Raw genomic sequence first — 7,183 nt, 5'->3', positions numbered from 1 at the left:
GACGAGACCCCGAACTACTACCCCGGCGGCAACGTCGCGGGCCGTCCGGTCCCGGCCGGCTGGTACTCCCGCCCCTGGTGGGCCGATGCGATGGCCACCGGCATGTGGACGATGACGTCGATGATGATGTTCTCCATGATGTTCTCCGGCATGGCCGGCGTCGGCTACAGCGGCGATGACTGGGCCTCCGGCTACGGCGAGGGCTACCAGGACGCCATGGGCGGCGACGCCGGTGACGGCGGCGAGATGGGTGACGCCGGCGACATGAGCGGCGGATTCTTCGACGGCGGAGGATTCGACTTCGACTTCTGATCCGCACCCGCGACACGTCTCACACGCCGAACCCGCAACCAGGGGTTCGGCGTGTTGTCGATTCTCGCCCTAGACCACCGGCCGCCCGGCCAGCGGGGCCCGACCGGAACGGGTCTGCACGCGGGCCTGCCGGGAGCTGACGGCCACCCAGCGCCCGTCGCGGAACTCCACCGCACCTTCGTCGGCGAACTTCTCCAGCCAGCCGCTCATGGGCCAGAAACCCCAGATCCCGTGAAAGCGCTCGGCGTTGCGGAGGATGTCGTGGAAGTGCTCCCACGGCGGGTCGGAGACGGGGTGCCACTGGTGGTAGGCGTCCGCACCGCCGACCCAGAACAGCGGGATCCGGTGGGCGCGCAGATGCTGGCCGAAGTCGGTGTCCTCGGCGCCGTAGCCGGTGTAGCCCTTGTCGAAGCCGCCGAAACTGCGGCGGATGCGCCGCCAGGTGTCGGCGGTGAGGGCAAACGACAGGGACCAGAACAGCTCGTAGTCGTGGTCGTCGGCGGGCAGCAGGGTGCCCACCCGGGGATTGGGTCGCGCGGGGTGCGGGTCCGGGCGGGTGATGCGGCGGTCACCATCCGGAAGGTAGGTCACGGGCCCGGAAACGACGGCCTCCGGGTGGGCGTCAAGCGCCAGGCGGTAGGAGTCGATGAGCCCGGCCCCGGGCAGACAGTCCGCGTCGAGGAAGATGATGATGCCCTCGGAGTCCTTCGCCGCCAGGTCGCCGCCGAGATTGCGGGCACCGGCCAGGGAGAACTCCCCGAGGGGGATGACCTCGGAGTCGGGCAGGGCTCCCGCCAGTGCCACGGCGTCCCCGAGGGCGACCACGAGGTGACGCACGTCGCGGGGCAGGCAGGCGGCCTGGCGGGCGACATGGACCAGCCGCCCGGCATTGGCCAGGGTCACCACCGTCACCTGGGTTGCTGCGGTCACAGTGCCACCACCTTCCGGATCACGTCAGCCGCTCGCTGCGCTGCACCGGAAGTCTGCCACCGGATCCACCGGCTGTCCAGCGCTTTCGCCATATTCAACACCTCCGGCCACTCCCCCGCCGCCGGGAACTGCGGACGGACCACAGCCAGTCCGGCGTCCCGGAGAAGATCCGCCGTCGCGTGCTGTTCGTGGAAGGGCCGCTCCTGGGGCAGCACCAGGGCCGGAACGTCAGCCACCGCGATGTCGGCGACGGAGTTCTGCCCGCCGGCGCTGACCACCACGGACGCACCCGCCAGGTACGGCAGCGGATCCTCGACGGCCGTGTCGCCACCGAGGAAGCGGAAGTGCCGCTCCGGGCAGGCGGCCTGCACCTGCTGCCACTGCTCGGCGGTCCAGTCGGAGCCCCCGCGGCCGCTGAGGACGACGACATCACCGTCGACCACCTCCCCCACCTGCGTGAAGCGAGAGATACCTCCGACCTGGTGCACGCGCGGCCCGTGGGCGCGCAGGTGGGGTGGCAACGGCACCCAGTTCGGCCAGGCGGCGATGATCGCGGCGGCCTGCCGGTAGCCGAGCTGGTGGGCGGGATCATCCCGCACCCCCGGCATGGCCAGCGTGATCACCGGCACGCCCATGAGCCGCACGAAGGCCGCCACCTCCACGGAGACATCCACGTAGAACGCCGCGGGGCGATGCTCGGCGATCCACGCCGCGATCTGCGCCATCCGCCCCCGCAGCCCGGCATGCCCGGGTGGTGCGTAGTGCCAGGTGCCGTGGGCGTCGAGGTCGGTGCTTATCGACGCCCCCGCGTCGTCGACAAGCACCACATCCGCCGACGGATGCGTGGACAGCAGCTGGGCGGGGCGGTCGAGGGCGGCCATGATGGCTCGGCACCGGTGGAGGTGCCCGCTGCCGTGGTGGTGGGCGTAGAAACCGATCATCGGATGGGCACCTCGCAATAGAGTTCAGCGTAGCGACGGGCGACCTCGCGGAGACTGTGGTGGCGCACCACCCACTCGCGGACCACCGCGCGGTCAATACCGGCGGCGACGTGGACGGCGGCCGCCAGGGAGGCCACGTCATCCGGGGTGGCCAGGGCGGCGGGGGCGGTGGCGAGGAAGTCGCCGAGGCCGCCGCGTCGGAAAGCGGCGACCGGGGTCCCGCTGGCCATGGCCTCGAAGGCGACCAGACCGAAGGGCTCCTCCCACCGTGGGGTGACCAGGCAAACCCGGCACCGGCCGACCAGGTTCTGCAGGCCCGCGTGATCGAGCTCCCCGACCCAGGTGGCGGCCTGCCCGGTCATCCGCGGGACGATCTCCGTGGAGAAATAGTGGTGATCGCCCACGCGACCGGCGAACAGCAGGGGGATGCCCGCCATCCGGCAGGCGTCCATGGCCAGGTGCAGGCCCTTCTCCGGCACGATGCGACCGAACCACACGGCGGCCTCCCCGCCCGGGCCCGGCTGCCAGGACTCGGTGTCCACCCCGTTGGGGATGACGCTGACCGGGTGCGGCAGCGCCCAGTCCGCGGCGGTGGAGGCGGAGACCGCCGTGACACGCCCCGCCTGCGGGCCCGTCGCCACGATCGCCGCCCGCACCTCCGGGAGCAGCGGGGTGTGCAGCGTGGTCAGAAGCGGCAGCCCGTACCCGAAAAGGACCGGGGTGAGGCTGTTGTTGTGGACGATGTCGTAGTTCTCGCGCTGGAGGTGTCGGGCGAGGCGTCGGAAAGCGGCGTCCTCGGCGGCCCGGGCGCCCGGCGGGTAACCGGTGTCGCTGGCCTCGAGGGGGTTGCGCGACCAGGTCACGCCCGGCAACTCGACGGCGCGCACATGCCCCTGGGAGCCGGCCGCGGCGTACAGATCCACCGTGTGGCCCAGGTCCCGCACAGCGCGGACCAGGGTGTGGCAGAAGGCCTCGAGGCCCCCGGCGTAGGGCTCGCGGATGGGATAGCGTGCCGGGGCGACGAGCGCGATGCGGCGGCGCGGGGTGGTGGCCAGTGTCATCGCCCGACCACCTGGCGGTACACCGCGTCGTGGGCGTCCCGGATCTGCGCCAGCTGGATTTCCCGGTCGCCGGTGAAGGGCAGCGGTCCCTGCTCGTGGAGGTCGATGATGGCCCGGGCGGCGTCGAGGGGATCACCCGTGCGATAGGAGGCGACGGCCCGGGGATCATCCGCCTGCCCGGCATACATGCCGCAGTCCGGCGCGGCGACCACCACGCCGAGGTCCCGGCACATCTCCAACCAGCCCGAATGCGTGCCGCGCTGGTACGGGAGCAGGACCACCGCGCACTGCCCCACCGCCCGGTACAGGGCCTCATCCGACATGGGTCGGTGGACCTTGAGGTCGAGGACCCCGGCCTCCTGCTCCCGGGCGAGCGCATGGGTGAGGTGCGCGGTGCGGGCCTCCTCGTGGAGGTGCACGCGCAGCATCTCACCGGTGGCGCGATGCACGGTGCGGGCGAGGATCCGGTAGAAGACCGGATCGGTGATGACGTTGGCTCGCAGTGACTTGAGGAAGACCCCGACACCCGTTCCGGTGCCGGTGGCCCGCGGCGGGTCGGCGACCACGCGCGGATGGGGGATGACGTGCGTGCCCGGGCGCAGGCGGGCGGCGGCGTCGGCGGTGAGGGTGATGAGGGTGGTGGCGGCGTCGATAAGCAGACGCAGTTTGGCGTGATGCTCGCGCTGATCGAGGAAATGCGGGTTGTCCAGATCGTGCACGGTGAGCACGAGGGGGACGCCGCGGCGGCGCAGCGCCTCGGTGAGGGCGCGGGTCTCGGGGACGCTGAGGTGGTCGAAGCCGAAGTGCAGGTGCACGAGGTCGGGCAGATCCGCCGCGGGCAGCGCGTGCCACCAGGCCGCGTCGAGGGCGGGGTGCGGCCACCAGTTGCCGTCGATGTCGGGGTCGGGGCGGTAGCGTGTGCCGGCGGGTCGGATCGCGTCCGTGTAGACGTGTCCGGCCGGGATGGACAGGACATCCACCGTGTCCACTCCACCGTCTGGGCGCATGCCTCACCTCCCTGCGGATTCTCTTATCAACGGCGACTAATATCGCCCCACCCCGGTCATCATAGGCCTGTTCTTATGTTTTGGCTCAAAAGTGCGATCTCTAATATGCGAGACACTTGATACATTGGCGGCATGGCCACCCCTCCGGACCTCCCCCGCCGCCGCCACTACGGCGACTTCTACCAGGTCAACCCCACCCCTCGGCACGATGACCGCCCCTTCGTGGTGGTCATGGGCAACTGCCAGGCCGAGTCCCTCCGCATCCTGCTCGACAGCTCCGGTCGCGTCGATTCCTTCCGCATTCCCCCCGTCCACGAGTTCACCACCGAGGACGTCGCGCTCCTGGCACCGGTGCTGGCGCGGGCGGATGTGCTCGTCTCCCAGCCCATCCGCGACGGCTACCGCGATCTGCCCCTGGGCACCGCCGAACTCGCCGCCCTGCTGCCCCCGAGCGCGGCGGTCATCCGCTATCCGGTGTTGCGCTGGGACGGGCTCATGCCGTGGCACGCGATCATCCGTGACCCCGCCGACCCCGCGCGTAACCCCCCGGTGGTTCCGTACCATGACCTGCGGATTCTCGCCGCCGCCAGCCGGGGCCTCGACGCCGCGGTCGAGGTCGACCCCGGTGCGGCGGCCTTCCGCGCCGCAGCTGCCCTGTCCATCGGTCAGCTGAGCTCCCGCGAGGACCACCACGGCACGGTCCGGGTCTCCGATCACCTGGAGACCGCTCCCGTGTGGCACACCATCAACCACCCCTCCAACGAGTCGCTGGCGTTCATGGCGCAGCGCGTGCTCGACGAGATCGTCGACGATGGCCGTGTCACCGCGCCCGCCGACCGGGAGATGCTCGGTGGGTTGCAGGCGCCCGTCGATGCCGGGGCGGCCCGTGCCCTCGGGGTGAGCGTTGCCGGGCGCGCCCAGTGGACGGCGGCCGGTGAGCCCCTCGACTGGCCTTTACTGGTGGCCGCGCAGCTGGAGTTCTATCGTGCGCATCCGCAGGTGGTGGCCGCCGGCCTGGAGCGCCATGCCGAGCGCCTGGCGCTGCTGGGGCTGGCATGATCTGCCACCTCATCGTCGGCCCCGACGGCCACGGGGTCACCGAATACGCCCGCGCGCTGGCTTCGCACTCCCCCGGCTCCGTGCTTATCGACGTCGGCCCCCTTCCCCCCGGCCCCGTCCACGTCACCTTCACCGACCACCTCTTCGGCGACACCCCGGACGCGGCGGTGGAGGCCGTGCTGGCCCGCTGCGCCGGGCATCCGCTCAGCGTCAGCCTCCATGACATTCCGCAGGAGGCCGAGGGAGCCGCTCGTTTCGCCCGCCGTTCCGGCGCTTATCGGCACCTCGCCGCCGCCGCCGACCTCGCCGTGGTCAACTCCCGCCACGAGGCGGCGTTCTTCGACCACGACCTGCCGGTGCTTCCCTTGGCTGTCCCCGCCATCGACTCCCCCTATGATCCGGTCCCCGCAACGGTAGGCATCCTCGGGTTCATCTACCCCGGCAAAGGCCACGACGATCTCCTGCGGGCCGCCGCGGGCACGGGGCTGCGGGTCCGCGCCCTCGGCGGGGTCAGCGACGGGCACGCGGACTGGGCCCGGCACCTGCGGGACCTGGCGGAGGAACTGGGAGTGGAATTCGAGATCACCGGGTGGTTGAGCGATGCCGAACTCGCCGTGGAAATGGGTCGCATTGCCATCCCCGTGTGCGCCCACCGGCACTACTCCGCCTCCGGTTCCCTCATGGCCTGGGTGGGTGCCGGGCGGCGGGTGCTGGTCAGCGATTCGCCCTACACCCGCGAGATGGCCGAAAGGTGGCCCGGCATCGAGGTGGTCACCGATCTCGGGGCCGGCCTCCGCGCCTTCCGCCCCGCGCCACCCGCCCCCGCCGCCGGGTGGGACTGGCCGGAGCTTGCCGACGCCTGGGTGACCCTCTGGCGCGGGCTGTGGCCACGGGTCTCGGTCGTCATCCCCTACTACGACGATGAGGAGGGGCTGCGGGAGGTGCTCGCGGGCGTCGATAAGCAGGACTACCCGGGCGAGGTGGAAGTCATCGTCGCCGACGACGGCTCCCCGACCCCGCCGGACGTCGACGCGCTCGTCGTCCGCCAGGAGGACCGCGGATTCCGGGCCGCCGCGGCCCGCAACCTCGGCGCCGCGCAGGCCACAGGAAAGGTGCTGGCCTTCTTCGACGGCGACACCGTGCCGGATCCCGGATACCTCAGCGCCGTGGTCCCGCACCTCATGGCCGACGACCGCACGGTGGTCGTCGGTTCGCGCCTGACCGGCCCGGAACGCCGGGAACCGCAGTGGCTGCGCGACGCCTGGCACCGGACCGGCCACCTGCAGCGCGCCGACGACACCAGCTGGCGCTTCCTCATCTCCGCCGCCCTGGGGTGCGGGGCGGAGTTCTTCCGCGAGATCGGCGGGTTCGACGGGTCCATGGTCGGCTACGGCGGCGAGGACTGGGAGTTCGGCCACCGCGCCTGGGAGGCGGGCGCGCGCTACGTCCACGAACCCGCCGCCATCGCGGTCCACGCGGCACCCGACTGGGGCGAGCGCTCCGGTGACGCGGCGGAGAAGAACGCCGAAACCGTCGCCCTCGCCCACCGCATCACCCATCCCCTGGCCCGGCCGGCGGGCGTCATCTTCGACACCGCCGACATCGAGGTCCACGTCCCCGGCTGGGCGGACAGCGGGGTCACCGAGGCCGTCATCATCGGGTGGCTGCGGGTCGGTGACGTCCACGTCATCACCGATCCGGTGCCGGAGCTCTTCCGCGCCGACCCGCGTGTGCGCGCCCGGGCGCAGGGGGCGCGGCGCACCGTTCTTCTCGACGCTCCCGTCATCCCCGACACCCTCCCCGCCACCCACAACGCCACCTGCCTCCGGGAGGGAGAACAGGTGGCGCGGATGGTCGGGCGGCGTCGCGAAGC

Annotated in this window: 6 protein-coding genes and 1 pseudogene; 3 read left to right on the top strand and 4 right to left on the bottom strand. The window is 71.8% G+C overall.

Annotated features, from left to right (window positions below; all coding sequences use genetic code 11):
• Window positions 1–312: pseudogene (locus Q4F73_RS10460) on the top strand (DUF1542 domain-containing protein); the annotation flags it as partial.
• 69 nt (window positions 313–381) lie between these two features.
• Here Q4F73_RS10460 and Q4F73_RS10455 read toward each other — a convergent pair.
• From Q4F73_RS10455 to Q4F73_RS10440, 4 genes are read right to left on the bottom strand one after another with little or no spacing between them, the layout of a single operon-like run.
• On the bottom strand, window positions 382–1,242 hold the full coding sequence (locus tag Q4F73_RS10455) for a glycosyltransferase family 2 protein (RefSeq protein ID WP_303359288.1): 861 nt from the start codon (window positions 1,240–1,242) through the stop codon (window positions 382–384).
• The gene (locus Q4F73_RS10450; protein ID WP_303359287.1) at window positions 1,239–2,183 is read right to left on the bottom strand and encodes a hypothetical protein; all 945 of its coding nucleotides are present in this window, start codon (window positions 2,181–2,183) and stop codon (window positions 1,239–1,241) included. Before Q4F73_RS10450 ends, Q4F73_RS10455 begins: the two co-directional genes overlap by 4 nt.
• Complete coding sequence (locus tag Q4F73_RS10445) at window positions 2,180–3,244, bottom strand: glycosyltransferase (protein WP_303359286.1); 1,065 nt, start codon at window positions 3,242–3,244, stop codon at window positions 2,180–2,182. The genes Q4F73_RS10450 and Q4F73_RS10445 overlap by 4 nt, the downstream gene beginning before the upstream one ends.
• On the bottom strand, window positions 3,241–4,251 hold the full coding sequence (locus Q4F73_RS10440; protein ID WP_303359285.1) for a glycosyltransferase family 1 protein: 1,011 nt from the start codon (window positions 4,249–4,251) through the stop codon (window positions 3,241–3,243). Before Q4F73_RS10440 ends, Q4F73_RS10445 begins: the two co-directional genes overlap by 4 nt.
• Before the next feature lie 132 nt (window positions 4,252–4,383).
• On the opposite strand from Q4F73_RS10440, the gene Q4F73_RS10435 reads away from it, so the two are divergent.
• Both Q4F73_RS10435 and Q4F73_RS10430 read left to right on the top strand, forming a co-directional pair.
• Window positions 4,384–5,310, top strand: a complete 927-nt coding sequence (locus tag Q4F73_RS10435) for a WcbI family polysaccharide biosynthesis putative acetyltransferase (protein WP_303359284.1) — start codon at window positions 4,384–4,386, stop codon at window positions 5,308–5,310.
• Window positions 5,307–7,183: glycosyltransferase (locus tag Q4F73_RS10430; RefSeq protein WP_303359283.1), on the top strand; the 1,877-nt coding region annotated here is incomplete at its 3' end. The genes Q4F73_RS10435 and Q4F73_RS10430, both read left to right, overlap by 4 nt.

It is taken from the genome of Corynebacterium sp., from assembly GCF_030535495.1.
Lineage (GTDB): Bacteria > Actinomycetota > Actinomycetes > Mycobacteriales > Mycobacteriaceae > Corynebacterium.
The sequence above is the reverse complement of the archived record's forward strand: the minus strand, read 5'-3'. Positions and strand labels throughout refer to the sequence as shown.

Bases quoted from the DNA above. Each gene is read 5' to 3' on its own strand.
- Q4F73_RS10450 (WP_303359287.1), bottom strand. From the start codon at position 2,183: ATGATCGGTTTCTACGCCCACCACCACGGCAGCGGGCACCTCCACCGG.
- Q4F73_RS10435 (WP_303359284.1), top strand. From the start codon at position 4,384: ATGGCCACCCCTCCGGACCTCCCCCGCCGCCGCCACTACGGCGACTTC.
- Q4F73_RS10445 (WP_303359286.1), bottom strand. From the start codon at position 3,244: ATGACACTGGCCACCACCCCGCGCCGCCGCATCGCGCTCGTCGCCCCG.
- Q4F73_RS10440 (WP_303359285.1), bottom strand. From the start codon at position 4,251: ATGCGCCCAGACGGTGGAGTGGACACGGTGGATGTCCTGTCCATCCCG.